We start from the raw sequence: 24753 nt of genomic DNA, 5'->3' as shown, positions 1-24753 counted from the left end.
AGTGGTTTAATCTATGGAATTATGATGGCTTCTTTTCTGACATTCCAAAAATTCAATGACCCTGGTCTTGCATCGGCCATTGCCGACAAGTTGAAGGCGCGGCGCATCGAATGTCTGGTGGAGAAGGTGCAGCCGTTGTTGGAGCCCAGCTTCTTTCGTAACACCGTGGAACAGACCATTCATCTCAAGGTGCGCGCAACGGATTTCGACAAAGCGACTAAGGCGCTGGAAGAACATTACGAACGGCAACTACAGGATGTCGATCCGGGTTATTACCTGTATTCCTTCACCGACATCGAATTATTGGATATCGTGGCAAAGCCCGACGAATGGGGGCAGTTCGACTATGTCCTTGCCCGTGAGCTGTTGGCGGAGAGAGGTCTGCCTATCCCGGACGAAACGATCGAACAGATGAAGCAACAACGTCTCCGGCAACTGGCTCAACAGGCCCGGGCAGAGAGTTTCAGAGAGCGGCTGGGACGGTTTTTCCGCATGGGGGCGGCCGGTAAAAAGCGTTAATCTCCGATCTTTTTGTAGATGCCCCGATCGATCGTGAAAAAAATCAGTGATTTACCAGAAGCGGGAGGATTGGAAGAATTCTTTTGGGGTGCGGCCGGTGAAGAGCCGGAAGTCCTTTATAAAATGGGATTGATCGAAATAGCCGGCGTCATAGCAGGCTTCGGTCAGCGAAGAATAAGAGGGATACTTTTGGATCAGGCCTCTTAGCCGGATGATGGATGCATATTGTTTTGGCGTGGAACCGACGAGGGCCCTGAACCGCTTTTCGAACGGGTCCTGGCTGAGATGTAAGGAGGTGGCCAGATCGTTGATCCGGATGATCCCGTTGTGTTGCCGGATCAATTGGACGGCGTTGCCGATGAGCAGATCGTGTCTTGTGCTTGCGAGGTGATGGAGCAGGAAAGATTCTACGAGGTCTACCCTGGCCTTATTGTTACCGGCTTCGGCCAGCCGCTCGAGCAATTCATTGAGCTCACCAGAACGAAAGAGGTTGTCGGCAGAAACGCTTTGGTCGAACAATTCGTTTGCGGGCATCCGGGAAAAGGCGGAGATGCCACCTTCTTTGAACAGGATCATGAAGTTGGCGGTCTTTCCGGCATAAATAAAATGCCTGACCGATTTGCGAAGACCGGAGACGGCAATATCCGGCAAGGCTTCCACCGCTTCCGTTTCCATTTTCTTCACAGCTCCCTTATAGCGAAGGGAAAAAACCAGAGAGGTATCGGGGATCACCATACTGTCGATGGCTTCCTCCGTCTCGATAAGGACGAATTCCCTCACGTAAGGCTGTAAGGCAATACCGGGATGGAATCGTTGCAGGTTCATCTGATATAGTGAAAATACGCAATTCTGCCTCTGTTTTGCTAAACACAGAAGTATTTACTTTGTTCTCAAATAATAAGCAATGGAAGCAAATGAAATACAAGCGTTGAGGGCTGCGACAAGTGGGACGGCCGAACGGATCCATTTTAACAATGCGGGGTCTTCATTGCCACCGGATGTGGTACTCGAGACGGTGATCGGTTACCTAAAAGAAGAGGCATTGCTGGGGGGATATGAGATCGAAGCCGCCTATAAGTCGCCCCTGGAAAATGTTTATGCTTCTATTGGCAGGCTGATCAATGCTTCCGTGGAAGAAGTCGCCATCGTCGAGAATGCGAGCATGGCCTGGCATCTGGCCTTTAATGCGATTGATTTTCAAAGGGATGATGAGGTGATCACTTCGGAAATGGAGTATGTCACCAATTTAATAGGGTTTCTTAACTTGCAAAACCACCAAGGTATAGCTGTCAAGGTGATACCAAACGATGCGCGGGGCAACTTTTCTTTATCCGCCCTGGAAGAGGCTATCACACCGCGAACCAGGCTTATCGCTATCACGCAGATCCCTTCCACTGCGGGGAACGTGCTGCCTGTTGCCGCGATCGGGGCCATCGCCCGCAGGCATGGAATCTTATACCTGGTGGATGCCTGCCAGTCCGCTGGTCAGATCCCCCTGGACGTAAAGGAGATGGGGTGTGATATGTTGTCGGTGACGGGGCGTAAATATCTCCGGGCGCCAAGGGGGACGGGTTTCCTGTATGTGAGAAAGGAGGTGCAGGACAAGCTGAAATTGTTATTCATGGATGGCCATTCGACTAAGGCTGTTACCGAAGAAGGTTTTACCTTGAGGGACGATGCGCGCCGTTTTGAGCTCTATGAAAAGAATCGCGCGCTTGTGCTTGGGCTTGGCAAAGCCATCGATTATGCGCTTGCTATCGGGGTGGACAGGATCTGGCAGCGCATCCAATATTTAGCGGGGTTGATGAGGGAGAAGCTGGCGGCCCTTCCGGGGATCACCGTTCATGACAGCGGGGACCAGCAGTGCGGCATCGTCACCTTCTCGGTGGCTGGGGTGGAGAGTACAGATGTGAAGGCCCGGCTGGCGGCGAAGAAAATAAACGTGTCCGTGGGGAAGGCCAGCTCGACGCTTGTCTATATGAACAAACACCATCTTACTTCGATCGTAAGAGCTTCGGTGCATTATTATAATACCGAGGAAGAGATCGATGAGTTATGTGCAAATATTATGGCCATATTATCGTAGTGATCGGCTGCCTGGTGATAGGCAGCGGTTGTAGCAACGGAAGTGAGCCGGTGAAAGACGCTGTTGCCGGCAAGGTGGAATTGTATGACCCCAGCGCTGCGGGTATCATTGACAGCAATGCGGTGATCGAGGTCATCGGCAGGCATTATAAATGGTCGGAGGGGCCGGTGTGGGTGCCTGCAAAACAATGGCTGCTTTTTTCCGCGGTGCTGGAGAACAAGATATACCGATGGGATGGCAAAGACACGCCCGTTGTGTATCTGACTCCTTCGGGCTATACTGATACTGCTCGCCGGAATGGTGAGAACGGGTCCAACGGGCTTACACTGGATAAGGAGGGGCGATTGTTGCTTTGCCAGTCGGGTAACCGGCAGGTGGTTCGTATGAATGCCTCTCTCGATGCGCCCATGCCCGAGTTTACCGTATTGGCAGCGAATTACCGGGGGAAAAAATTCAATAGCCCCAATGATCTTGTTGCCGACAGCAGGGACAACGTCTACTTCACGGACCCCATCTATGGCCTGCCGAAAAGAGAGAACGACCCCACGAGAGAGCTGAATTTTGAAGGCGTTTACCGGATAGGCAATGATGGCAGCCTTACGTTGCTGATAGACAGTATCTCCCGGCCGAACGGCATCGCGCTGTCTCTGGATGAAAAGATCTTGTATGTTGGCAGCAGCGATGACAAACACACCCGATGGTATGCGTATCGTCTCGACAGCGCTGGTGGTATCCAAAGCGGCGGAATATTGCTGGAAGGGGCCCCGCTAAAAGAAAAGGCGAGGGTTAAGCAAGGCGCCGACGGCTTTAAGATCGATCGGGCCGGCAATATCTTCGCTACCGGTCCGGATGGTGTCAACATCATCTCCCCTGCCGGAAAATTGCTGGGGCTGATAAGAGTATACAACCGGCCGGCCTCCAATTGCGCTTTTAACGAGACGAAGGATGTACTCTATATCACCGCCAGCGACGAGGTGTTGAGAGTAAAGATAAGATGAGGCCTGGAACTACTTTTGATGGTCTTTTAATAGTGCCACGATCTTTGGCTGCCCGGACAATTTCGCGAGGTCTTCCGCAGACTGACCTTCGCTATTTTTAAGCGAGACATCGGCGCCTTTGGCCAGTAGGTATTGCACCACCTCGATATGGCCTCCCCTGGCGGCCTCGTTGAGAGGGGTATCCTTATCTTTATCCTGGTGATTTACGTTCGCTCGCGCCTCTACAAGCATTTGCACGATCTCGAAATGTCCTTTGCCTGCCGCGGCTTCCAACGGAGTCGCCCGATCATCCGCTTCTTCATCTATTTCGGCGCCTTTTCCAATGAGATATTTCACAATATCCACATGGCCATTCCTTGAGGCGATCCGCAGAGCCGATGCCCCGTGGAATCTTTTCTCATTTACACTCGCCCCATGTTCGACCATCATAATCACGATAGCCGTAGAGCCATTCTGACAGGCTATTTCGAGGCAATCGGAGGAAACTCCCTTATTTACCATTTTTTGATTGATGTCAGCGCCATTATCGATCAGGAGCCGTACCATGGCCGAGTCATCGTTCCATACGGCCAGCCAGAGAGGGAAATTGCCTTTCTTATCCTGAAAATTGACCTTGGCGCCAGATTTCAGGAGCTTTTCTACCTGTTGGTAATCCTTTGCATCTACGGCTTTGAGGATATCCTGGGCAGTAAGGGAGGTGACGGAAAGAAAAAGGGTCAGGGAAAAAATTAGGAGTTTTTTCATACGTCTATAGGTAGTTTGGGGCGTCAAGATAATGATAAATTCAGCTTTTTCCGTAACTTAATAGCAAATACGATTGCCATGACTAGCTTTGACACCTCTCACGTCAAGAATGTAGTCTTGCTCGGTCATGCCGGTTCTGGCAAGACCACCCTATCGGAATGTATGCTTTATGAAGCAGGACTCACTACCCGCCGCGGTACTATCGAAGAAAGAAATACCGTCAGTGACTTTTATGAGTTGGAACAACAGCGGGGTAATTCCATTTTTTCCAAATTACTATACACCGAGTGGCGGGGTTATAAGATCAATATCCTGGATACGCCGGGTTATGATGACTTCGCGGGCGATGTGCTGTCGGCGTTGCGGGTGGCGGATACCGGCATCCTGCTGCTTAATGCCAATTTCGGGGTAGAAGTAGGCGCTGATCTCATCTGGGAATATACCGAACGCTTCCGAACGCCCATCATTCTGGCTGTCAACAAATTAGACCAGGATAAGGCAGACTTCGACAATACCGTGGCAGAGGCAAGGGAGCATTTCGGCAATAATGTCGTCGTAGTTCAGTATCCGCTGAACCAGGGGCTTGGCTTCAATGCGATAATAGATGTGCTGCGGATGGTGATGTACCGGTTCCCTACGGAAGGGGGCCGGCCGGAAAAACTACCCATTCCCGACACGGAAAGGGAGAAAGCCGACCGGCTCCACAAAGAACTTATTGAAGCCATTGCGGGTAATGACGAAACCCTGATGGAAAAATATTTCGACAAAGGCGAACTCGACGAAGAGGAAATGAGGTTCGGGTTGAAAAAAGCCATGATCAACCACGATCTATTCCCGCTTTTTTGCGTATCCGCCAAAAAGAATATGGGCAGCGGGCGGATCATGAGCTTTATCGACACGGTCTGCCCAAGCGCTGCTGAAATGCCGATGCAGCAAACGCTTTCCGGGGCCCCTCTTCCTTGCGATCCAGAGGGGCCTCCTTGTATTTTCGTCTACAAGACCCTTTCGGAGGCCCACATCGGTGACATGTCCTTCTTTAAAGTATATTCAGGCACCATCCGATCGGGGATGGAACTGGTAAACGAGTCCACCGGGGTGATCGAAAAACTCAATCAGCTTTTTGTGGTAGAAGGCGGCAAGCGCATCCCTGTCAATGAACTGTCGGCAGGGGATATCGGAGCTACTATTAAACTGAAACATACACACGTCAACAATACGCTTCACGCCCAGGGCGCCAACTTTGAACTCACTCCTATCGAGTTCCCCTCGCCGCTGATGAGCATTGCGATAGAATCTGCGCTGAAGGGCGAAGAAGAAAAATTGGCCGGGGCCATCCACCAGGTTCGCGAGGAAGACCCGACCGTGTTGCTGGAAACGTCGCAAGAGCTGAAGCAAACGATCATCCACTGCCAGGGTGAGCTGCACCTGTCCGTCATCAAATGGAAGCTGGAGCATTTTTCAAAGAACCTGCGCGCCAGTTTTAGCAAGCCGCGTATCCCCTACCGGGAAACGATACGCAAACCCGTCCAATCCAGCTATCGCCATAAAAAGCAATCCGGGGGAGCCGGGCAATTCGCAGAAGTGTTTATGCAGGTGGAACCCTGGTTCGAAGGCATGCCCGATCCCAAGGGCTTCTCCGTTCGTGGTCGTGAGGAGATGAAGCTGGACTGGGGTGGAAAACTAGTCTTTCTCAATTGCGTCGTGGGTGGCGCCATCGACTTGCGATTCCTACCCTCTATCCTCAAGGGTGTCATGGAAAAAATGGCGGAAGGTCCGCTCACGGGCTCCCATGTGCGGGACGTACGGGTGGTCGTGTATGATGGCAAGATGCATCCTGTCGATTCCAACGATATATCCTTTAAGATCGCCGGGATGATGGCTTTTAAGCAGGCCTTCCAGGAAGCGGACCCGCAGATTCTCGAACCTATCTATTCCGTCACCGTGTCGTGCCAGGATGACCAGACCGGCAGTATCATCAGCGATCTGCAAACGCGTCGGGCTATCCTCGAAGGCATGAGTACGGAGGGTCATTTCAATAAGATCACGGCCAGGGTGCCGTTGGCGGAAATGCATGATTATTATTCATCGCTTCGATCGATGACCCAGGGTCGGGCGAAATTCCGGATGAAATTCCACGAGTATGCCGCTGTTCCGGCGGAAATCCAGCGAAGACTGATCGACGAATACCATAAGGTGTCTGCGCACCAGGAGGTGTGAGGCATGGTATTTCAAAGAGTTAGGCGCATGTGAAAAATAAATTTGGTTTGTAATGCAAACTACATTTATCTTTACATAAAATAACCTACAATTATGGAAGCACTAGAACATGAACTGACTCCGGCGGAAAGCCTGAAAATGATCTCGGAGGTGATTGGCAAAACCAAAGAAAATTTGCGGGTGCATAGTTACCCCTATTTGCTATGGGGATGGATTATCGCCATTGCGAGCATCCTCTTTTTCTATTTACAAAATTATACCAGCTTTAAGCTGTACTTCCTACCGTTTCCCGTGCTGGTGATCCCCGCCATCATCGCTACGATCGTTCACTATACGCGAAAACTGGAAGCCAATGAAACCTATCTCGGCTATTATCTGAAAAGGCTTTGGGTGGTTTTGGGCCTGAGTTTTGTCCTGGTGGTATTTATCAATGTTGCGCAAGGAAATCAGCCTTTCACGTATACGCTATTAATAGGGGGCATCGGGACGCTGGTGTCCGGCCTCGTATTACGGTTCAGGCCGCTCGTGCTGGGGGGACTCCTATTCCTTGTGCTTACCGTTGTGAGTGCATTTATCACAGATAGTTATTCACCGCTCTTACAGGGTATCGCTGTAATTGGCGGCTATCTGATCCCGGGTTATTTGCTTAAATACTCAAAATAATAATCCGCGACCGATGTATAATGAATTGGATCCTGTTCTGAGTACGCCCGTCCGGCTGGCCGTGGTCTCGGCTTTGATAAAAATGAAACAGGCGGACTTTAGTTACCTGATGGAGATAACAAAGACTACCCAGGGTAATCTAAGCCACCAATTGAAGAAATTGAACGAAGCAGAATATATAGAAGTCATCAAAACATTTAAAGGGAATTATCCGCATACCATTTGTAAACTGACCGCGAAAGGCAGGAAGGCCTTTGAAAAATATGTTGAAGACATCAAAAAATACCTGCATTTATGAAAAAGTCAGTTGATTGGCGCCGATTTTTTTTGCGTATTTGGTTTGCGTTGCAAACTATATTTGTCAATACATGCTTGGGCCAGACAACCATCGTGGGAAAGGTCCTCAGCGAGTCCAATGCCCCCGTTGCCTACGCCTCTGTCTACCTGAAAAATTCTACCGACGCGTCGACTGCGGACTCCATGGGGGTCTTCGCCCTTACGACATCATTAAAAGGCGAACAGCTGTTGATCGTAACGGCCATAGGTTTTAAAGAGCTTGATCATCCGCTGGTGATCGGGGAAGTAAAAGACACGCTGCAGCTAAAGCTAAAGTCGGAGGCGCGTCAGCTGGGGGAAGTGGTCATTACCGCCGGGACGATAGAAGCCACCGACGACCGGGTCCTGACGCTCGTCAGACCTACGGATGTCCTGTCCAATGCGAGCTCGACGGGTGATATCGTAGGAGCCTTTCAAAATTTTCCCGGTGTGCAACGAAATGGCGGCGACCAATCGGGTTTATTCGTCCGTGGCGGCGATGCGACGGAAACCATGATGGTGCTGGATGGAACCACTGTTCAGAATCCCTTTTTCAGCAGCGTTCCAGGTATAGGTCAGCGAAGCCGTTTTAATCCGTTCCAGATAAAAGGAATGGCCTTTAGCACCGGTGGCTACTCAGCGAGATATGGGCAGGCGCTTTCTTCCGTCCTCGATCTGAAAACAACCGATCTGCCCGAAAAGACGACCTTTTCCGTTGGAGCCAATGTCGCGGGGCTGTTTCTTGCCGGGTCGCAAAAAATGGACAATAACAGCCTGGAATATACGGGAAGCTATACTGATTTCGGTCCTTATTATTCTCTATCCAAAACCAACTATGATTTTTATTCAAAACCCCGATCGACAAATTTATCAGCAAGATGGGTCTCCAAGACCAGTGATGACGGACTTTTCAAAACGACGGTAAACTATAATCTGAGCAGCAGCGGAACCCGGGTGCCCGATCCGAATGACCCCGCGTCCCTCATCCGATACGATCTGCATAATAACTATTTTCTACTCAACACCTCCTATAAAAAGCCGTTGACGAAGAGCCTCCAGCTCTATACCGCGATGAGCTATAGCGACAACCAGGACAATATCCTGTGGGGGGACACCATATTCAATAGAAGCGACAACCGGGTACAGGCCCGGGCCGAACTGACCTGGCACCCGGCGAGCCGTTTCAGGCTTACGACGGGTGGTGAAGTGCAGCACTATTCCTATATGCAGCAGTTCGATACGTTGCACAATGCCTTTACAGAGACGCTGACCGCGGGTTACGGCGAAGTCGAATACAAGCCTGCCGGCTGGTTTGCTATAAAACCAGGGGTGCGGGCAGAGTATAGCGATATACTTGGGAGAGGCAATATTGTCCCCAGGCTGGCGCTTGCGATCCGGACAGGGCAGTACAGCCAGATAGGTCTGGCAAGCGGCGTATTTTATCAGACGGCGCCAACCCAATACCTATTGCTGGGTTACCGGCCTTCTTTTCAGCAGGCGGTTCATTACCTGGCCAACTTTGAATGGATAAAAGCCAACCGGTCGTTCAGGCTGGAAGGATATTATAAGAACTATAGTCAGCTGGTGAGAGACAACGGGGTGACCTATATTCCCAACCCCTATAGTTACAACCTCGGGATGGTGAATAATTCCGGCCATGGTTACGCCAAGGGTTTTGATCTGTTCTGGCGGGACAAGGCCTCCATCCCGAATATCGACTATTGGATCACCTACAGCTATATAGACACGAAGAGACTTTATCAGAATTATCTCGCCGAGGCCCAGCCGGATTTTGTTTCAACGCACAATTTGAATGTCATCGTAAAGTATCTCTCCGAGCCTTTGCACACGTTTATGTCCGCGGCCTGGAATTATTCCAGCGGGAGACCCTATTACAATCCCCAAGCCAAGTCATTCCTGGTCGACAGGGCGCCGGGTTATCAGAATCTTTCCTTTAAGGTGAGCTATCTGACCAACATCAAAAAGATGTTCACGGCTATTTATGTCAACTTCGACAACCTCACCAATTATAAAAATATCCTGGGGTACCGCTATTCGAATGACGGCCAGTTAAGAAGCCCCGTGCTACCGCCACAATACTTTTCCGTGTTCTTTGGCGTATACCTCTCGTTTACACCGTTCAAAAAAGATGATCTATAAACAATTAAAAACAATGTTATGAACAACATGATCAAAACGGTTCTTCCGGTTGTGGCTCTTGCGATGACGACAGTTTATTCAAAGGCCCAGGACCTCAATACTATGCTGAACGACGCGTACAAGTCGCTCGAAACGGCCACCAACATGGGTAGCCTGATGAAGGCAAACAATAGTTTCAACCTCATCGCTGCGAAGTGGGGCAACGACTGGGCCGCGAACTATTATGCCGCCTATTCGGCGATCTATATTTCGCTTCAGGAGACGAATCCGCAGCGAAAGGATCAACTGCTCGATCAGGCCGACAGGTTTGTGGATAAAGTGAACAGTATCCAGCCGGCCAATGACGAAAGCATGGTTTTGACGGCGTATGCAGCGTACGCCCGGTTTTTGGTGGACCCGCGAAACCGCTGGAAAAAGTACCTCGATCTGATGAATAGCAATCTTGACAAAGCCAAAAAAGCAAATCCGGACAATCCGCGCATTTATTACCTGGAAGGTATTCCGGTATTCAACAGACCCGTATTATATGGCGGTGGTAAGAGCAAGGCAAAGCCTTATTTCCAAAAAGCAAAAGCGCTATTTGCAAAGCAGCCGCCGGCGTCCATTACCAAGCCCTATTGGGGTGAAAAAGACAATCAAGATTACTTAACCAAATGTGATTAATCATGAAAAAGCATCATGGTCCCCATCCGGGGATAGTAGCTATCGTGTATAGTCTGTTATTGGCGTTGACAGTCATTTCGTATAATATCCCTGGCGCTACAAGGATTAATGCCTTGTTCCAGTTTGGGGCCGCTATTCCGGTTGGAATTTTCACCGCGGCAGTCACCAGCAGACTACATTTTCTCGGGGTCAATGTCACCGGGGTAAGCATTGCGCTTTATGGCGGGATTGCCGCATCCGTCCTGTTGATCCTTTCAGGTCTTTCGACCTGGGCGTCGACCCAGCCGGATATCGCGAACGATACGCCGGTGGTACACGCCTTGCAGCACCTCGGATTTGGCTGTGGCGGGTACGCCTTTATCGTTATGCTAGGGTTAATGATGGCCGGCATTTCGGTGCCGAGTCTGTTTGGGCACTATAACCCCCGCTGGCTTGTATGGCTGGGGCTTGTCCTGGCCGGTTTTGCCGAGCTATCCACGCTTGGTTTGATCGTTCCGCAGCTGGTCTGGCTTCTTCCGGTGGTGCGGATCCCATCCGTTATATGGATGATAGGGACGGGATTTACGTTGCGGAAGACAAGGGAAGGTGGCGGCGTATCCGCAGCGGCTTGAACCAACTTGTTCTGCTATGAACCAACGTGTACGGGCGACTCCGACTGGGTTTCTGTAGATTAGATGCCGCCAAACACCCGCGAATGAGAAACCTTGTAAAAATCGGACGATTGTTCTATGCCATTTTTCTTATTGGCATTGCCGGCCAGTCTTTTTATTATGCCGAATTTCGGCCTTCGATGATGCCACCCTGGCCCTCGCCCATTCCAGGGCAGGTAGTCCTGGTCTATCTTTGCAGCCTCTTCATGGTCGCTGCCGCCGTTGCCCTCGTGTTGGAACGACAGGCCCGGACGATGATGCTGTTGCTGGGTGGCCTCTTCCTTGCCCTGGTGCTTTTTTGCCATGTACCCTATAAGCTTTTTGTCAGCCCCGGGGACATCGGCAGCTGGACAAAGGCCCTCAAAGAGCTGGCCTATTCCGGATCTGCTTTCGTCATGGCGGGCTCCTTCCCCGGAGGCGAGGCTACTGGTAAGAAAGAGCCCGCCTTGATCCGGCTGCTGGAGAAATTCATCCCTTTTGGCGGAGTTTTCTTTTCGATCACCTTGATCGCCTTCGGCATCGACCATTTTCTGTACGCCCCTTATGTGGCGCCGCTGGTGCCCGACTGGATCCCCGGTCATCTTTTCTGGACGTATTTTGCCGGGGTTGCCCTCATCGGCGGCGGTGCAGGTATTATCCTGGAGATCAGGAAGAAAACGATCGCGATGCTCGTAGGGATCATGATCTTTACCTGGTTTTTGGTCCTGCATATCCCCCGGGCCGTTGTGGCACCCGTGTCAGACAAAGGCAATGAGTTGACAAGTGTCTTCGAGTCGCTGGGGTTCAGCGGGGTTGCCTTTGTCATCGCCGCCAACACCTCATTGTTTTACAAATCTTTTATACAGCGTTTCCTGGGCGTTTTGTACCACTAGAATGTAAATGCCTTGGGAACCAGGGAAATGACATCTTCTCCATTAACGATCTTTACGGCTACAATCTTACTATAGGTATAAGACCCGTCCATATCCACCATTTGCAGGCGGTAGAAACCGGTGCCTTGCAAAGGCCGGTGGTCGATAAACGAATATTCCTTTTCCTGCGAAGAATTCCCTGCAGCCTGTACCTTTCCTACCTGATCGAAATTTTGACCATCCAAACCGCGCTGGACGGCGAAGTAATTCGTATTCTGCTCGTCGGCCGTTACCCAGTTCAAGGTAACGAAATGGCCGTTGCCTATGCCCGTGAAGGAAATCAGGCGTAGGGGCAGGGCCGTAGCCGCAGTGCAGGCGCTGAATTCGCTCGTATTGCCGAGGAGGGTATCGGTAGCAGTGGACGTGATGGCAGCCCTTCGAAAGGGGAGAAAGGATATCTGCAAAGCGAATAGCGCAATAAACAATTGTTTCATTGCCTTTACCCTTAATAATGAACAATACAGATTCCTGGAAGGATAGGAATGGTTCTTTATGGGAAAGAATAATAGAAGTTCTGAACAGGGTGGATGTGCTGTATTTACTCGAACTTCCGATGGGGAAATAGGGGCACTGTAAAGGTATGAAAAGCCAGTGACTTAGGTTGACTGTTTATAGACCGTAACGGCAACCTCGTGGCCTTTTTGTACCAGCTCTTTTGTGAGTGGTTTGCTGATATTTCCCAGAGAACCTGTGTGGGCGCTGGCGGAAAAAATTTTTGAAAAAAAATTTGCGTAGTCAAATAACTACACATATATTTGTAGCCAAATAGCTACACAATGAATTTAAGACGAGATGTATTCCAGGCCATAGCAGACCCGACAAGAAGGGCTATCCTTCTGCTGCTTGCAACTCAATCTCTTACCGCAGGCGCCATAGCCTCGAATTTTGACACCGCCCGACCGACGGTTTCAAAACACCTGCAGATACTTACCGAGTGCGAATTGCTTGAACAAGAGCAAAATGGAAGGGAAATTTACTATCACATCAACGCGCAGGGAATGAAGGAAGTAGCTGACTTTCTTGAACCGTTCCGCAAGATGTGGGACGACCGGTTTAAAAAAATTGAAGCCATCATGAAAAATTACAAACCAAAAAAATAGCATACTATGGAACGACAAACAAAGGTGACTGCCGAAGACGGCAAACAAGATATAATAATTACAAGGGAATTTGATCTGCCATTGGAATTACTTTTTAAAGCGTACGAAGAGCCCGAGATTGTCGAGCAATGGATGGGAACGAAAGTGCTGAAAATGGAAAATAAGAAGCACGGCAGTTACCAATTCGAAACAACTGATGCCAAGGGAAATGTGGTATTTCAGGCCAATGGAGCAATCCATGAGTTTAGCCCGAACCGGAAGATCACCCGGACATTTGAAATGGGAAACACCCCTTTTGGCGTTCAGCTCGAGGTCTATGAATTTGAAAAACTTACAGACGACACCAGCAAACTCAAAATGCACGTCATCTATGAATCGATTGCACAACGAGACCAGGTGCTGAAAATGCCGTTTGTCCAGGGCATAAACTGGGCACATAACCGCCTGCAGGAAATTGTCAGCAAATTAAAATAACATACTATGACAAAGACACGTAAAATCATCTATTGGATCGCTACTATCTGGCTTTCCTTGGGAATGCTATCAACCGGAATAGTACAAGTGCTCAGGGTGAAAACGGAAGCAGATTTTATATCCCATTTGGGTTATCCTGCTTATTTTATGACTATCTTAGGAATTTGGAAGATCTTGGGAGTTATAGCGGTGCTTATCCCTAAATTTCCGATACTAAAAGAATGGGCTTATATAGGCTTTTTCTTTGCCATGTCGGGAGCATTATTTTCGCACATCGCATCGGGCAGTCCCGTGAAGGATATGTTTCCCTCGTTGTGGTTGCTGATCCTGACGGTGGTATCCTGGTATTTCAGGCCCGCGGATAGAAAGATCAATTTAGTCACCCAATAAACGAATGCCATGAATCCCAGGGTTGATTTCTTTTTTGACAAGGCCAAACAGTGGCAGGAAGAATTCGAGCGATTGAGAACGATCATCCTTGACTGTGGGCTGATCGAAGAATTGAAGTGGGGTCAGGCCTGTTATACCTTTGAACAAAAAAACATAGTTTTAATCCATGGATTCAAAGAATATTGCGCGCTTTTGTTCTTCAAAGGCGCTTTATTAAATGACCCCAACGGCATCCTGATACAACAAACGAAGAATGTCCAGGGGCCACGCCAGATCCGATTTACCAGTGTCCGGGAAATAGTCAAGCTGGAAAGCATCCTGAAGGCTTATATTTACGAAGCCATTGAATTGGAGGAGGTCGGCCTGGAAGTGAAATTAAAAAAGACTTCAGAATTCGCCGTTGCTGAAGAATTTCAAAAAAAATTAGATAAGATGCCTACCTTGAAAATGGCGTTTGAAGCATTGACGCCGGGTCGGCAAAGGGGATACCTTCTTTATTTTTCTGCACCCAAACTTGCTAAGACCCGGGAGGCAAGGGTTAAAAAATGCATACCGCAAATTCTCAAAGGAATAGGATTAAATGATCTGAACATGCGGTGAGAAAGGGGCTATTCTATAATGCGCCGGAGATAGTTTACCTGCCCAAGATGATAATCTAAATGCGCCAACAACGATACCAAGACGTAACTGGTAGAATTCTTTGCATTGTCGAAAGTTAGCGGGAATTCAGCGTCCATTTGCTCCCGGGTGAGAGCATTCAATGTTTTGTTGATCATCGGGATAAGCGCTTCCAGCCATTCACAAGATCATTTCTTGACACGCCTTTTTCAGAAAATTCCCGATCGCGGGTGCGAACATATCCGCTGTGGGCAAGCGTAGCGCCGATGAAATGATTCAGGCCGCCGATGATATGTAATAATACCAGATTGCCGCCTGGCACGGTCAGTCCAGGCGCAATGACTGCTATTACATAGGGTCGATAACCGTTAAGATGGTAAATTTGCAGTAAGAGTACTTATCTAAAATGAATAAATTCGATCGCATCACCGCCATATTGATCCACCTCCAATCCAAGCGACTGGTAACCGCACAGGAATTATCGGACAGGTTCGAGGTAAGCTTAAGGACTATTTACAGGGATATAGAATCGCTCAACAATGCGGGCGTACCCATATTGGGAGAGCTTGGCGTAGGATATTCCATGATGGAAGGATACCGTCTTCCTCCTGTTATGTTTACCCAGGAGGAAGCCATCGCATTCCTCATGGCGGAAAAGATCATCGACAAATATGCGGATACCGATAACAACAGGCATTTTCAGTCAGCCCTCTTTAAAGTAAAATCAGTTCTAAGGAGTGGTGAAAAAAATACTGTAGAAGAGATCGGGAACCGCATCAGTGTAATCAAAAGTTCGGAGAAAAGCATCGTAGTGGACAAGACACTGCCGCTGGTATTGAGAAGTGTTACTGATAAAGAGATCTTGCAGATGACCTATACCGTACTCGACTCGTCCAATTCAAGAACCATCCTTATAGAGCCCATCGGCATTTATAATGAGAACGGGGTTTGGAGCACCATTGCTTTTAATCATGATACCGGAAGCTATCGACATTTTCGAATAGACAGGACCTCTCAGATCAGACTTACTGGCAAGCCCTTTTCAAAAGAACACTTCAGCCTGAAGGAATATTTTGAAAGCCTGAAAAAGAAAGAAACGATCTATAGACCTGTCATCAGCATCAATAAAGAGGTGGCTCATTACATTGAAGAGCAGAAATACAAATACGGATTTATAAATCAGCAGGAAAAAGGGAATGAGATTGAAATGACCTTTGAAACCACCTGTCTTCAGACTTTCGCAAGATGGTTCATCACCATAGCGGACAACGCCAAAATATTGGAAACGAACGACTTAAAGGCTCTGTTAAAGGATATCGTGGCTGGTATTTCAAAAAATCTGTAGTTCTTCAAGACCCAATTGACATACAGCTGTCAGTTGCCTCGATCCATTTTTGTATTGTAATTAAAACAATACAAAATGAGATCATTATTCAACGAGAACGAATTCCGGGAAATCCGCCAGCGGGTAGCATCACTCCACAGTAATAATGTTCGGAAATGGGGCAAAATGCAGATTGCCCAAATGATGGCACATTGCTCCATTGGCTTTGAGAAAGCCACCGGCAAATTGCCATTTGAAGACAAGAGCAATCTCCTTATGAGAACCCTTGTGAAGAAGATTGTCCTCAATGCGGTGAAAAAAGGGGACCTTGGCCAAAATCAGAAAACCTTCCCCGACTATCAAATAGCAGATGAAAGGGATTTTGACACCGAGAAGAAAAGGTTGCTTGAAAACCTGGATGCATTTTACCAGATGAGAGCGGGAACCGGGCCCGGGAGGCACCCCTATTTTGGAAAATTCAGTAAAGAAGATTGGGGGGCATTGCAATACCTGCATACGGATCATCATCTAAAACAGTTTTCCGCGTAATACAGGTCAGTCCAGAACAGACAGGGCAGCTTTGGCAATATCTTCCAGGATGGCCCTATTTGCTCCAGCCTTTCCTGTAACTCTCAAACCATATATGGTATTCTGCAGATGGCGGGCCAGTGTCCTGGCAGAATGCGACTTATTGATCTCGCCCGCAGCCTGTCCCTGCCTGACCCATTGGAAAAGGGCTTCTTCGGATCTTGCCATTTCCTCGCTGGCCATGGCAGTAACCTGCTTATCCAGGCAGGATAATTCAGTGATAATATTGACGATGAAGCAGCCCTTATTGTCCTTATCTTCCAGGATATCTCCAATCATCCCTTTGAACAGAAGGTGGATCTTTTTTTTTGGCGAGAAATCATTTTGCATGATTTTGGCGAGGGCCTCCCGTTCCTCCTGCCCATAGAGCTGAATGGAGCGGACGAATAGCCCATGCTTGTCCCCGAAAGTATCATAGATACTGGAACGGCTCAGACCGGTCGCCCGCACCAATTCATCCATGGAAGTGCCGTTATACCCTTTCACCCAGAATACATTCCTTGCTTTTCTCAGCACTTCCGTTTCATCAAACTGTTTTGTTTTTGGCATGGAGGGTGTTTGGAACTTTCGTTCCAAAATTACTAAAAATCACAACGTCGCCATTCCCCCGTCGGCTATCAATTCTGCTCCCAATACAAAGGACGAATCGTCGGAACCGAAGAACACGGCTACCTTGGCTATTTCTTCAGGGTTGCCGAACCGGCCCAGGGGAACCTTTGCAATGATACCTTCCCGTAGCTGCGAAACCTGCTCCTGGGGTACTATTTTCCCCAGAATTGGCGTCGTGACGGGACCAGGACTGATAACATTGACCCGGATCCTCCTGTCCAGCAGCTCTGCAGACAGGGTCCTGGCCATCGTAATCAGGGCGCCTTTGGTTGCTGAATAGACAGAACTGCCTGCCATGCCGATATGTGCGTTGATGGACGCATTCAGGATGATGGACCCACTGTCATTGAAGAGGGGCAATAATTGCTGGATAGTGAAATAAGCACCTTTCACATTGATATTGAATAGTTCATCATAGTGCGCTTCATCCACCTGATCGATGGGTGCGAATTTGCCGATGCCGGCATTGACAAAAAGAATATCGATCTTCGGTGCAAGAGACTCGATCTTGCCTTTCAGCTGCCCGATATCTTTCATATTTCCTGTATCGCTGAGAACGGTCAGCACTTTTCCCTGAAGGGCTTCTTTGGCTTCATCCAGCGCCTGCTGCTTGCGCCCCGTGATGATCACTTTTGCACCTTCTGCGAGGTATTCTTTGGCGGTTGCGAAACCAATGCCGCTATTGCCGCCGGTAATGACTGCTATTTTTCCCTGAAGTCTGCTCATAAAAATGTGTTGAAGTGTTAAAAGATATGGAACGATCGTTCCGCAACAAAGGTAAAGTTATTGGAACGAATGTTCCAAATAAATATTCTTGGAAATAAGAAACTAAACAATATCTTTGGAGTGGTATAGTATAGAATAGTACAGTACTCGGATATGATAAAACATTGCAGTGTCATAGACAAACGATTTCCCTTGCATGACGGCGCCGGCAGCGACGCCATTCATAAAAACCCTGTATATTCCTATACTGTCACGCAGCTGACGGATGAAAACGGGCTAACCGGTACCGGCCTTGCCTTTACCCTGGGAGAAGGGAACGACCTCGTATGCCGGGCGGCATCGTTTTATGCGCAACAGCTGAAAGGGAAAGACATCGAGGAGGTGATGCATGATTTCGGCTCCCTTTTTCGTGAACTATCGAATGAACAGCAATTTCGCTGGCTCGGCCCGCACAAGGGCGTTGTACATCTAGGCCTTGCCTCTGTTACCAATGCCTGCTTCGATCTATGGGCAAAACGCCGTGGAGTGCCTCTGTGGAGACTGCTGACCGATCTCTCGCCGGAAGCAATCGTTAATACGCTCGATCTGTCTTATCTCGAGGACGAACTAACCCGTGAAGACGCCATCGCGCTGCTTCGGCTGAACAAAGAAGGGATGTCGGAGAGGACGAGGATCATTGAAAAAGGTTATCCCGGTTACGATACATCCATTGGCTGGTTCAATTACAGCGATCAGCAAGTACAGGAAAACGTAAAGCGGGCGGTAGCCGCCGGTTTCTCTGCATTAAAATTAAAAGTAGGTTCTCCGGACGCGGAAAGGGATATCCGCCGCGCGAATCTTGTCCGGGAGGCAGCTGGTGATGCCGTTAAGGTAATGCTCGACGCCAACCAACAATGGAATCTGCCCCAGGCTATAGCAGTTTGCCACAAGTTGCAGGGCATCCGTCCGTACTGGATAGAGGAACCGACACATCCCGATGATATCCTGGGCCATAAAATACTTGCCAATGCCATCGCTCCTACAAAGCTGGCGTTGGGTGAACATGTCCCTAATCGGATCATCTTTAAAAATTACCTGCAAAGCAACTGTGTGGGATTTATCCAGGTGGATGCCGTGAGGGTTGGCGGAGTGAGTGAATTCATTACCGTAAGCCTGCTTTGCCGGAAATTTGGGATCCCGGTCGTGCCACATGTGGGCGATATGGGCCAGCTGCACCAGCATTTGGTTTTATTTAATCATATTTCTATGGGGCATAGAGTGGTGTTCCTGGAACATATCCCACACCTCTCATCCTACTTTGTGCATCCCGCCAAAATTCGGGATGGAGTATACCTGACTCCGCAGGAACCCGGTAGCAGCTGCGACCTGAAATTATGATCGCGCTACCCGATATCATCATTAGCGTTGTTTATATCCTTGGGATCGTTGCCCTGGGGCTTTGGGCCGGTATAAGGCAACAACGGGCCAGCAAAAGCGGGGACGCCAGCCAGTATTTTCTGGCAGGCAAATCATTACGATGGCCTTCCATCGGCCTGGCTTTATTTGCAACCAATATCTCTACGGTGCACCTGGTAAGCCTTGCCCAGAGTGGCTTTGACACGGGCCTTCTCAACGGGGATTTTGAATGGATGGCGGCCTTTACACTGATCCTGCTGGCCTTATTTTTTGCGCCGTTCTATATAAGATCGGGTGTCGCCACATTGCCGGATTTCCTGGAGAAAAGATATGACCGGGCAAGCCGCGACTGGCTGACGGGAATCTCGGTGGTCTCGGCAATTATTATCCATATCGCCTTTTCCATGCTGGCGGGGGGCATCGTCTTAAACACGCTGTTCGGTTTTAATATGTATGTGAGTGTCAGCATCATTTCCGTTATTACGGCAGTTTATACCATCGTCGGTGGCCTGAAAGCTGTTGTGATAACAGAGTCCATTCAGACCGTAGTTTTGATCATCGGGGCGGTGATCATCAGCGTGTCTGCCTATCATCGGATGAATGGTTGGCATCCGATGGTGCAGGTATTGCAGACAACACATAATCTGGACAAATTGTCCATGATGCGGCCGTCAGGCGATGGTAGCGGTATGCCATGGTATGCGGTATTCTTAGGTTATCCGGTATTAGGCATCTGGTATTGGTGTGCAGACCAAACCATCGTACAGCGGGTATTGGGGGCCAGGGACCAGAACCATGCAAGAGTTGGGCCCTTGTTTTGCGGCTTCATAAAAATACTTCCGGTATTCATTTTTGTCATGCCGGGGCTGTTTGCCTTTGCACTCGCACACTCGGGCAAGCTCGATCTCAGCGCTATTACCAGGCTCGATCCGTCGGGTCACCCGGTGGTCAACAGTAAAGGAATCTATACACTAATGATCACGCAGCTGCTGCCCACAGGCCTTATCGGTATTTTGGTAGCCGCGCTTCTATCGGGTCTCATGAGCCAGGTATCGGGCGCCCTGAATTCCATTTCCACCATGGTGAGCTATGACATTTATAAGCGCTACCGGCCTCAGACCAGCGACGTCCGGCTTATCAGCATAGGTAAAATATCGGCAGGAATTGCGTTGATCTTTTCCTTATGCCTGTTGCCTTTGCTCAACAGGTATGAAAGCATATTCAACGGACTCAATGAGATCATCGCGCACATAGCACCACCTATTACCTGCGTTTTTGTAGTGGGCGTTTTCTGGAGAAAAGCTTCTGCGGCTTCCGCCAGGCTCACGCTTTGGATCGGTTCCTGCCTGGGTGCGATGGTATTTGCTATCAATAAATTATATCCCGGTACTTTTCTGGGCAGGATACCCTTTATGATGATGGCATTTTACCTATTTTGCATTTGCCTGCTGATGCAGGTGGTTTTCTCTTATGCTTATCCAGGTGTGTCAACCGGTACCCGTTTGTATTGGAATTCGTTAAAGGAGCCTTTGCAAAGCAAGGGCTGGAAAGGGATCGGCAATTACAAGGTTTTGTCGCTGGTATTGCTGTTGCTAATGATCATTCTATTTTATGCATTTAGATAATAAAATAATTTATCTCACGGGAGGTACGAAGGGCATCGGCCTTGAATGCGCCAGGGCCTATGCCGCTCAGGGCGCGACCGTAGTCACCGTTTCAAATGATGCTGCCTCCAATACAGAAGATGTGTTGTTTGCGGATGTATCAAAGGAAGAGGATGTGAGGCGCACAATACAGTATACACTGGACAAATATGGCCGGATAGATGCCGTTCACAATAATGCCGGCATTGCCCACCCCGCAAAGCCTTTGCACGAAACAACCGGGCAGCAATGGGACGATCTGTTCTCCATAAATGTGAAAAGCATATTATACACGACTAAATATGCGTTTGCCGCGCTTCGCGAGTCGAAGGGCTGTATTCTCAATACCAGTAGCCTGGTGGGTGAGATCGGTCAGGAAAATCACGCCGCCTACAGTGGGACCAAGGGCGCCATGAATGCTCTTACCAAATCGATGGCCCTCGACTATGCCCCCTTTCACATCCGGGTGAATGCCGTTGCGCCTGCCGGTGTTTGGACACCCATGTTACGGGAATGGAATGCCGCCCAGGAAAACGCGCAAGACATGGAACGCTACCTGAATGAAATTCATCCCTTGGGTTATTGCCCCGAAGGAGATGTGATTGCCGATGTGTGCGTTTTTTTGTTGTCCGAAAAAGCCCGGTTTGTAACCGGGCTTATCATGCCTGTCAGTGGAGGCGCCGAGCTCGGTTACCGGCGGATTTAATAAACGGATTTCCGCACGGTACGCTTTACAAGGTTGAAATTCCGGGAAATATTAAAGCCGAAATAGATGCCGCCATCTCCCCAGTTGCCCATGGTGCGGCCGAGATACTGGGACTCGATGAGGCCTTGCGAATTCGTGACGATAAGCTGAAAAACATGTCCGCCCGTTTCGATATCCCACCCCGCTGAAAAAGAATTATATACTTTTTCCGACTGAACCTGATTCGGCAGAAGGTAGTTATACTCGACATTCAGGCTCATTCTGTGGGTAATCTTTATCCTTCCACCTGCACTCACGGCAAACTCGTCGTTTTTATCGACTGCCGACGGCACCAGGTTGTAGTGGAGATAACTGGGCACTATCTCGGCCGAAAAGATCCGGTTGAATTTGCGGGCGATGAGCAATTGCCCCACGTAGGCCGTCCGGTAGGTGGCATCGAGATAAGTCTTGTCCGGGGATCGTATCGTGTAATAACTGACGCTGCCGAACCCTGCAACCGTCACCGGCATCCGCTCCGATCCGTCTGTCTGCCGCAGTAGCTTGTATTTTACATTACCATCGAAGGTCTTATCCACCGTGCTTCTGCCGACACCAATGGCAAGCCGGTCGGACAACCCATAATCCAGCCCTAGCCGCAAGGTCGCATTGTCCAGGCCAAAGAAGTTGTAAGAGCCGCTGTTCAGCTGACCAAACCGGTGCTGGATCGTAAAATTAAGGTCTCCCCTGGCCGGAGCTTCCACGGTTTGCAGGTTCACGATGCGGGTAGCCTTAAAAGTACCCGTAACGTGGCTGTGGCCGGCGCCCGTTTTCAGCGAGTCGTCCAGAACTTTAAGCAAATTATCTTGCGCTGGCAGCCTTGTCACCAGGATAAGCAGACCAAGACCGATGATCACTCTTCTTTTTAGTTGCACACTCAGGATCTTCATTTGGGACTACAATTTGCGTTAACATTGATCGAAACCTCTCTGGCTATCTTGTTCCTCACCACGGAAGGAATGTTTATCTGAAAATCCTCCGGTTTTACCATCAAGTGGGCCGTGGCCATGATCATTCCCCCCTTTACTTCCAACATTGCGGGCAGCTCAACCATTTTAACCACATTGTGAAGCGTAAGCTCTCCTTTCACTTGCACCGGGTAACTGCCGTCTTTTTTCACATCGACAGACCCGGTAAAGTTGCCGGTAAACGTCGCCTTGGGAAATTTGTCACTCTCCACATAATTCTCATTGAAGTGTTCCTGCATAAGCTCCTTTGGAAAAATGAATCCCTTTAGCAGGGAGCTGAAAGCCAGCTCCCGTTTGCCGATATCGATCAACACATAAACTTGGTTGTTCTCCGCTTTGATGTCTTCCAACGGCGTGCTCGCGTAAAAACCGATGGATCCTGTGCGTGAATAATACAACTGACCGTAAGAAGAGCCAGCGCAGAAGATCAGCGCTATGAAAATGATATACTTGTTCATTTGGTTAATTATTTTTTGCTCCCTGATCGATCCATGCCCTTATTTTAGATATTTCGCAGTCGGGCAGTTGCGGCCGCAGGTAAGGCATTCCCACATAACCCGGAGCATGAGTAATCGTCCCGAGGAGATATCCATTGGCGGCCCAACTTTGTAGATGGGCATACCCGTCCAGAACGATGCCGCCGCTTCCCGAATTGGTTGTACTTCCATGACATTCGTAACAGTTAGCCTGCAGTATCGGCACGATGTCCGCCGCATATTGCACACTGGTAGTGTCACAGCCTGCTGCTCCAGCTTTTTTGGACAAGGCGTCCTCGTTTTGTTTGGAGCAACCGGCTATGCCTGCCAGAAGTACCATAAGGCCAAGGATACCGGATATAATGATCTTTTTCATTCGTTGATTCTGATTTAGTCTGTTACTCTACTACACAATCCACAAGGTTCACATCCTCCAGGAACCCCGTGCATCTTCCCTTTATGACGACAGCCGAGCCTTTTGAAGGGAGATCGGGTTTTGTACCCTTTCCCACCAGGAAATCGCAACTCACTGCCCCATCGGTTCCCGCCGCACCCAGCCGGACATTGGCCGTGCTGTCGGTCAGTTGTACAGTGATGATCGTTCCTTTCACCTCGATCACCTTGCCCACAAATTTTCTATCAGCGCCAGTTTCGTCCTGCTTGTACGCTGCATATAACCCGGCAGCGTCGATCTCGGCCACGGCCCGTACACCGGCTACGTTGCGATGGGGCTTATTGTAGAGGTAGAAAGCCCATCCGGCGACAGCGGAAAGAAGCACCCCAAGAAGGGCGACCATGATATATTTCTTTCGCATACCATCCCTATTGTTGGATGTTGACTACCGGGCAGTTGACATTGCCCGCAAAAGGTACAAGCACAGGCGCGGCAGTAGCACTGGGAAGGTCTTTCACGGATCCAAAGCTATTGTTGTCATATACCGTCACTGCCCAAAGTGGGGAATAGCCGGCATCCGAAGGCAACGAGGCGATCACATTATGGGTCTGTGTCGATCCGGGCTCCGTCTTAAATCCGGAAGCGGGGCCGCCATTGGGCTGACCGGGATTGATGTTGAAGGAGACATAAATAGGGGCCGTCGGCACCTGCCCACTGGCATTAACCGAAAGCGCCTTTTCCCCAAAAGTGAAATAATAGACAGCCGTATCCTTATACCATCCCGTGATCAGTCCAGCGCCGCTGCCCGCGGGATATCGCATGGTAGCTGTAGACCCCTTAGGAACTACCGGGCAATTCACAATCGCGCTGGTTGGTGTGACAGAATATCCTTTTGCGACAATTTCCTGGTAGCTCGTAATGGTGTTTGCAACATAGTCTGCGGGCACGGTTACGTTATATATCTGCCAGAAGTCGTTGTATCCGGCTTCACCCGGAATTACATCGATAATATTCAGCTGCCCGGTTACAGGTGTGGTCTGCCCGGACTTGATCAACACGTATATCGGAGCCGGTGCCGTTGGCTGCACATCAAAGTTGTAATAGTCAACAACTTTCCCCGCAGGAGAAAACCCCCGGGTAATAAACGGACCCTGATCGAAATTGACAGGCGCATTAGCCGCGGGAAGACCATTGGTCGCAGTCCTTACCTGCAAATGGCCTGCAGCAGAACTAAACCGGTCGATCCACGCTTGCGGGGCCGTATTCGGATCTTTCGCCGACGGAGCACTACTATTGTTGTTTTTCTTACAGGATGCTAACGAAGCTACCAGCGCTACTACCACCGGCATTGCTAAAAGGATTCTTTTCATTTTCATCATT

At 49.3% G+C, this 24753-nt stretch carries 29 protein-coding genes; 19 read left to right on the top strand and 10 right to left on the bottom strand.

Annotated features, from left to right (window positions below; all coding sequences use genetic code 11):
• Positions 1-21: 21 nt before the first annotated feature.
• Positions 22-519 carry a hypothetical protein gene (locus IEY39_RS20590; protein ID WP_188935122.1) on the top strand — a complete coding sequence of 166 codons (498 nt, stop codon included), beginning with the start codon at positions 22-24 and terminating at the stop codon, positions 517-519.
• Positions 520-570: 51 nt separating this feature from the next.
• Here the strand turns inward: IEY39_RS20590 and IEY39_RS20585 are convergent, their stop codons facing one another.
• A complete protein-coding gene (locus IEY39_RS20585) occupies positions 571-1344 on the bottom strand; it encodes a helix-turn-helix domain-containing protein (RefSeq protein ID WP_188935120.1) in 774 nt (257 codons plus the stop codon).
• A gap of 79 nt (positions 1345-1423) precedes the next feature.
• On the opposite strand from IEY39_RS20585, the gene IEY39_RS20580 reads away from it, so the two are divergent.
• Positions 1424-2605 carry an aminotransferase class V-fold PLP-dependent enzyme gene (locus IEY39_RS20580; protein ID WP_188935118.1) on the top strand — a complete coding sequence of 394 codons (1182 nt, stop codon included), beginning with the start codon at positions 1424-1426 and terminating at the stop codon, positions 2603-2605.
• Entirely contained in the window at positions 2575-3603 is a 1029-nt protein-coding gene (locus IEY39_RS20575) for an SMP-30/gluconolactonase/LRE family protein (RefSeq protein ID WP_188935115.1), read from the top strand. The genes IEY39_RS20580 and IEY39_RS20575 overlap by 31 nt, the downstream gene beginning before the upstream one ends.
• 9 nt (positions 3604-3612) lie before the next feature.
• On the opposite strand, the gene IEY39_RS20570 is transcribed toward IEY39_RS20575, so the two are convergent.
• Positions 3613-4347 carry an ankyrin repeat domain-containing protein gene (locus IEY39_RS20570; RefSeq protein WP_188935113.1) on the bottom strand — a complete coding sequence of 245 codons (735 nt, stop codon included), beginning with the start codon at positions 4345-4347 and terminating at the stop codon, positions 3613-3615.
• A gap of 78 nt (positions 4348-4425) precedes the next feature.
• Here IEY39_RS20570 and fusA2 point away from each other — a divergent pair, with 78 nt between their 5' ends.
• The 7 genes from fusA2 (at position 4426) to IEY39_RS20535 (ending at position 11887) form a co-directional block, all read left to right on the top strand.
• Positions 4426-6564, top strand: coding sequence for an elongation factor G2 (fusA2, locus tag IEY39_RS20565; protein ID WP_188935111.1), 2139 nt, complete (start codon positions 4426-4428; stop codon positions 6562-6564).
• A gap of 93 nt (positions 6565-6657) precedes the next feature.
• A complete protein-coding gene (locus IEY39_RS20560) occupies positions 6658-7227 on the top strand; it encodes a hypothetical protein (protein ID WP_188935109.1) in 570 nt (189 codons plus the stop codon).
• A gap of 13 nt (positions 7228-7240) precedes the next feature.
• Positions 7241-7525, top strand: a complete 285-nt coding sequence (locus IEY39_RS20555) for a winged helix-turn-helix domain-containing protein (protein ID WP_188935107.1) — start codon at positions 7241-7243, stop codon at positions 7523-7525.
• A gap of 74 nt (positions 7526-7599) precedes the next feature.
• A complete protein-coding gene (locus IEY39_RS20550) occupies positions 7600-9702 on the top strand; it encodes a TonB-dependent receptor (RefSeq protein ID WP_188935105.1) in 2103 nt (700 codons plus the stop codon).
• 18 nt (positions 9703-9720) lie between these two features.
• The gene (locus IEY39_RS20545; RefSeq protein WP_188935103.1) at positions 9721-10365 is read left to right on the top strand and encodes a hypothetical protein; all 645 of its coding nucleotides are present in this window, start codon (positions 9721-9723) and stop codon (positions 10363-10365) included.
• A gap of 2 nt (positions 10366-10367) precedes the next feature.
• Positions 10368-10976: a hypothetical protein gene (locus IEY39_RS20540; protein WP_188935101.1), complete on the top strand. Its 609-nt coding sequence runs from the start codon at positions 10368-10370 to the stop codon at positions 10974-10976.
• 83 nt (positions 10977-11059) lie between these two features.
• Positions 11060-11887, top strand: a complete 828-nt coding sequence (locus IEY39_RS20535) for a DoxX-related protein (protein WP_188935099.1) — start codon at positions 11060-11062, stop codon at positions 11885-11887.
• On the opposite strand, the gene IEY39_RS20530 is transcribed toward IEY39_RS20535, so the two are convergent.
• A complete protein-coding gene (locus tag IEY39_RS20530) occupies positions 11884-12360 on the bottom strand; it encodes a hypothetical protein (RefSeq protein ID WP_188935097.1) in 477 nt (158 codons plus the stop codon). The genes IEY39_RS20535 and IEY39_RS20530 overlap by 4 nt on opposite strands.
• 342 nt (positions 12361-12702) lie before the next feature.
• Between IEY39_RS20530 and IEY39_RS20525 the strand changes: the two genes are divergently transcribed.
• From IEY39_RS20525 to IEY39_RS20500, 6 genes are all read left to right on the top strand, one after another.
• Positions 12703-13026, top strand: a complete 324-nt coding sequence (locus IEY39_RS20525; protein WP_188935095.1) for an ArsR/SmtB family transcription factor — start codon at positions 12703-12705, stop codon at positions 13024-13026.
• A 6-nt stretch (positions 13027-13032) separates the two neighbouring features.
• Positions 13033-13500 (top strand): SRPBCC family protein, encoded by a 468-nt coding sequence (locus IEY39_RS20520; RefSeq protein ID WP_188935093.1) that lies wholly within the window; start codon positions 13033-13035, stop codon positions 13498-13500.
• A 6-nt stretch (positions 13501-13506) separates the two neighbouring features.
• On the top strand, positions 13507-13890 hold the full coding sequence (locus tag IEY39_RS20515) for a DoxX family protein (RefSeq protein ID WP_188935091.1): 384 nt from the start codon (positions 13507-13509) through the stop codon (positions 13888-13890).
• A 9-nt stretch (positions 13891-13899) separates the two neighbouring features.
• Positions 13900-14490, top strand: coding sequence for a YdeI/OmpD-associated family protein (locus tag IEY39_RS20510; protein WP_188935089.1), 591 nt, complete (start codon positions 13900-13902; stop codon positions 14488-14490).
• A 424-nt stretch (positions 14491-14914) separates the two neighbouring features.
• Positions 14915-15853 carry a helix-turn-helix transcriptional regulator gene (locus tag IEY39_RS20505; RefSeq protein WP_188935087.1) on the top strand — a complete coding sequence of 313 codons (939 nt, stop codon included), beginning with the start codon at positions 14915-14917 and terminating at the stop codon, positions 15851-15853.
• Positions 15854-15928: 75 nt separating this feature from the next.
• Entirely contained in the window at positions 15929-16381 is a 453-nt protein-coding gene (locus IEY39_RS20500) for a DUF1569 domain-containing protein (protein ID WP_188935085.1), read from the top strand.
• 6 nt (positions 16382-16387) lie between these two features.
• Here IEY39_RS20500 and IEY39_RS20495 read toward each other — a convergent pair whose 3' ends face one another.
• Complete coding sequence (locus IEY39_RS20495; RefSeq protein WP_188935083.1) at positions 16388-16969, bottom strand: TetR/AcrR family transcriptional regulator; 582 nt, start codon at positions 16967-16969, stop codon at positions 16388-16390.
• A 39-nt stretch (positions 16970-17008) separates the two neighbouring features.
• Complete coding sequence (locus tag IEY39_RS20490; RefSeq protein ID WP_188935081.1) at positions 17009-17755, bottom strand: SDR family oxidoreductase; 747 nt, start codon at positions 17753-17755, stop codon at positions 17009-17011.
• Positions 17756-17908: 153 nt separating this feature from the next.
• On the opposite strand from IEY39_RS20490, the gene IEY39_RS20485 reads away from it, so the two are divergent.
• The 3 genes from IEY39_RS20485 to IEY39_RS20475 are packed head-to-tail and all read left to right on the top strand — an operon-like array spanning position 17909 to position 21499.
• Positions 17909-19132 (top strand): enolase C-terminal domain-like protein, encoded by a 1224-nt coding sequence (locus IEY39_RS20485; protein ID WP_188935079.1) that lies wholly within the window; start codon positions 17909-17911, stop codon positions 19130-19132.
• Positions 19129-20775: a sodium:solute symporter gene (locus IEY39_RS20480; protein WP_188935077.1), complete on the top strand. Its 1647-nt coding sequence runs from the start codon at positions 19129-19131 to the stop codon at positions 20773-20775. The genes IEY39_RS20485 and IEY39_RS20480 overlap by 4 nt, the downstream gene beginning before the upstream one ends.
• Positions 20762-21499, top strand: coding sequence for an SDR family NAD(P)-dependent oxidoreductase (locus IEY39_RS20475; RefSeq protein ID WP_188935075.1), 738 nt, complete (start codon positions 20762-20764; stop codon positions 21497-21499). The genes IEY39_RS20480 and IEY39_RS20475 overlap by 14 nt, the downstream gene beginning before the upstream one ends.
• On the opposite strand, the gene IEY39_RS20470 is transcribed toward IEY39_RS20475, so the two are convergent.
• Genes IEY39_RS20470 through IEY39_RS20450 form a run of 5 tightly spaced genes read right to left on the bottom strand, consistent with a single transcriptional unit; the run spans position 21496 to position 24743 of the window.
• Entirely contained in the window at positions 21496-22425 is a 930-nt protein-coding gene (locus IEY39_RS20470; RefSeq protein ID WP_229689008.1) for a DUF5777 family beta-barrel protein, read from the bottom strand. The two genes, IEY39_RS20475 and IEY39_RS20470, sit on opposite strands and share 4 nt — an antisense overlap.
• Positions 22422-22961 carry a YceI family protein gene (locus tag IEY39_RS20465; RefSeq protein WP_188935073.1) on the bottom strand — a complete coding sequence of 180 codons (540 nt, stop codon included), beginning with the start codon at positions 22959-22961 and terminating at the stop codon, positions 22422-22424. Before IEY39_RS20465 ends, IEY39_RS20470 begins: the two co-directional genes overlap by 4 nt.
• Before the next feature lie 4 nt (positions 22962-22965).
• On the bottom strand, positions 22966-23355 hold the full coding sequence (locus IEY39_RS20460; protein WP_188935072.1) for a c-type cytochrome: 390 nt from the start codon (positions 23353-23355) through the stop codon (positions 22966-22968).
• 22 nt (positions 23356-23377) lie between these two features.
• Complete coding sequence (locus tag IEY39_RS20455; protein ID WP_188935070.1) at positions 23378-23794, bottom strand: OB-fold protein; 417 nt, start codon at positions 23792-23794, stop codon at positions 23378-23380.
• A 7-nt stretch (positions 23795-23801) separates the two neighbouring features.
• Entirely contained in the window at positions 23802-24743 is a 942-nt protein-coding gene (locus IEY39_RS20450; protein WP_188935068.1) for a hypothetical protein, read from the bottom strand.
• Positions 24744-24753 lie beyond the last annotated feature (10 nt).

Origin of the sequence: Puia dinghuensis, from assembly GCF_014642875.1 — a bacterium.
Classification (GTDB): Bacteria; Bacteroidota; Bacteroidia; order Chitinophagales; family Chitinophagaceae; genus Puia; species Puia dinghuensis.
The sequence above is the reverse complement of the archived record's forward strand: the minus strand, read 5'-3'. Positions and strand labels throughout refer to the sequence as shown.

What these genes read in the sequence shown, in the direction of transcription:
- IEY39_RS20580 (WP_188935118.1), top strand. Translation starts at nt 1,424, where the DNA reads ATGGAAGCAAATGAAATACAAGCGTTGAGGGCTGCGACAAGTGGGACG.
- IEY39_RS20460 (WP_188935072.1), bottom strand. Translation starts at nt 23,355, where the DNA reads ATGAAAAAGATCATTATATCCGGTATCCTTGGCCTTATGGTACTTCTG.
- IEY39_RS20540 (WP_188935101.1), top strand. Translation starts at nt 10,368, where the DNA reads ATGAAAAAGCATCATGGTCCCCATCCGGGGATAGTAGCTATCGTGTAT.
- IEY39_RS20560 (WP_188935109.1), top strand. Translation starts at nt 6,658, where the DNA reads ATGGAAGCACTAGAACATGAACTGACTCCGGCGGAAAGCCTGAAAATG.
- IEY39_RS20530 (WP_188935097.1), bottom strand. Translation starts at nt 12,360, where the DNA reads ATGAAACAATTGTTTATTGCGCTATTCGCTTTGCAGATATCCTTTCTC.
- IEY39_RS20490 (WP_188935081.1), bottom strand. Translation starts at nt 17,755, where the DNA reads ATGAGCAGACTTCAGGGAAAAATAGCAGTCATTACCGGCGGCAATAGC.
- IEY39_RS20485 (WP_188935079.1), top strand. Translation starts at nt 17,909, where the DNA reads ATGATAAAACATTGCAGTGTCATAGACAAACGATTTCCCTTGCATGAC.
- IEY39_RS20505 (WP_188935087.1), top strand. Translation starts at nt 14,915, where the DNA reads ATGAATAAATTCGATCGCATCACCGCCATATTGATCCACCTCCAATCC.
- IEY39_RS20535 (WP_188935099.1), top strand. Translation starts at nt 11,060, where the DNA reads ATGAGAAACCTTGTAAAAATCGGACGATTGTTCTATGCCATTTTTCTT.
- IEY39_RS20475 (WP_188935075.1), top strand. Translation starts at nt 20,762, where the DNA reads ATGCATTTAGATAATAAAATAATTTATCTCACGGGAGGTACGAAGGGC.
- fusA2 (WP_188935111.1), top strand. Translation starts at nt 4,426, where the DNA reads ATGACTAGCTTTGACACCTCTCACGTCAAGAATGTAGTCTTGCTCGGT.
- IEY39_RS20515 (WP_188935091.1), top strand. Translation starts at nt 13,507, where the DNA reads ATGACAAAGACACGTAAAATCATCTATTGGATCGCTACTATCTGGCTT.
- IEY39_RS20525 (WP_188935095.1), top strand. Translation starts at nt 12,703, where the DNA reads ATGAATTTAAGACGAGATGTATTCCAGGCCATAGCAGACCCGACAAGA.
- IEY39_RS20470 (WP_229689008.1), bottom strand. Translation starts at nt 22,425, where the DNA reads ATGAAGATCCTGAGTGTGCAACTAAAAAGAAGAGTGATCATCGGTCTT.
- IEY39_RS20465 (WP_188935073.1), bottom strand. Translation starts at nt 22,961, where the DNA reads ATGAACAAGTATATCATTTTCATAGCGCTGATCTTCTGCGCTGGCTCT.
- IEY39_RS20570 (WP_188935113.1), bottom strand. Translation starts at nt 4,347, where the DNA reads ATGAAAAAACTCCTAATTTTTTCCCTGACCCTTTTTCTTTCCGTCACC.
- IEY39_RS20585 (WP_188935120.1), bottom strand. Translation starts at nt 1,344, where the DNA reads ATGAACCTGCAACGATTCCATCCCGGTATTGCCTTACAGCCTTACGTG.
- IEY39_RS20590 (WP_188935122.1), top strand. Translation starts at nt 22, where the DNA reads ATGATGGCTTCTTTTCTGACATTCCAAAAATTCAATGACCCTGGTCTT.
- IEY39_RS20575 (WP_188935115.1), top strand. Translation starts at nt 2,575, where the DNA reads ATGTGCAAATATTATGGCCATATTATCGTAGTGATCGGCTGCCTGGTG.
- IEY39_RS20500 (WP_188935085.1), top strand. Translation starts at nt 15,929, where the DNA reads ATGAGATCATTATTCAACGAGAACGAATTCCGGGAAATCCGCCAGCGG.
- IEY39_RS20510 (WP_188935089.1), top strand. Translation starts at nt 13,900, where the DNA reads ATGAATCCCAGGGTTGATTTCTTTTTTGACAAGGCCAAACAGTGGCAG.
- IEY39_RS20555 (WP_188935107.1), top strand. Translation starts at nt 7,241, where the DNA reads ATGTATAATGAATTGGATCCTGTTCTGAGTACGCCCGTCCGGCTGGCC.
- IEY39_RS20520 (WP_188935093.1), top strand. Translation starts at nt 13,033, where the DNA reads ATGGAACGACAAACAAAGGTGACTGCCGAAGACGGCAAACAAGATATA.
- IEY39_RS20455 (WP_188935070.1), bottom strand. Translation starts at nt 23,794, where the DNA reads ATGCGAAAGAAATATATCATGGTCGCCCTTCTTGGGGTGCTTCTTTCC.
- IEY39_RS20495 (WP_188935083.1), bottom strand. Translation starts at nt 16,969, where the DNA reads ATGCCAAAAACAAAACAGTTTGATGAAACGGAAGTGCTGAGAAAAGCA.
- IEY39_RS20480 (WP_188935077.1), top strand. Translation starts at nt 19,129, where the DNA reads ATGATCGCGCTACCCGATATCATCATTAGCGTTGTTTATATCCTTGGG.
- IEY39_RS20450 (WP_188935068.1), bottom strand. Translation starts at nt 24,743, where the DNA reads ATGAAAAGAATCCTTTTAGCAATGCCGGTGGTAGTAGCGCTGGTAGCT.
- IEY39_RS20545 (WP_188935103.1), top strand. Translation starts at nt 9,721, where the DNA reads ATGAACAACATGATCAAAACGGTTCTTCCGGTTGTGGCTCTTGCGATG.